Genomic DNA, 495 nt, shown 5'->3' on the forward strand with positions numbered 1-495 from the left:
GGTATTTGCGAGATCAGCCGCAAGTTGCTTTTGCTGTTTGTTGGACGGAATACAATTCACCGGTTCTGGTGTATAATCTTGTTCCGCGAGTTGGGGAAACATTGCCAAAATTTCCTCTTGGGCCTCGGGACCCAAAGCCTTCAGGGCTTCAGCACCCGTGTACAAGCTTTCCGTTGGGGCACCCTCTGCATAGATGATCTCATGTTGGTCAAAAAGAAGGTGGAAATACTCTATCTCTCCCACAAATTCACTTATATAGATACCCGGCAGCGCAGTCAGCTTGATAGCAGAGATCAGGACTTCTTCGTCACCGAGCAGCTGCTTATTTTTTTCTGAGGAAACCAGCATCCGGTGTTGACGGGAAACGAGGAGACTGTTTTCTGGAAGACCAGCCCCCAACGAACCGGCCTCAATGCAAACAGGAATTAGTTTTGGATTTCGCCTCATTTCTTCTTTGGAGACGGATCGTTTTCCAATCCATTTGATTGGAAAATC

The 495-nt window shown here is 47.5% G+C and carries 1 protein-coding gene; it reads right to left on the minus strand.

Annotation, left to right across the window (positions count from 1 at the left end; all coding sequences use genetic code 11):
* A partial coding sequence (locus AC58NV_RS23730) for a Hint domain-containing protein (protein WP_497229330.1) occupies positions 1–495 on the minus strand: 495 nt, incomplete at both ends.

The sequence above is a fragment of the Leisingera sp. ANG49 genome (assembly GCF_059694505.1).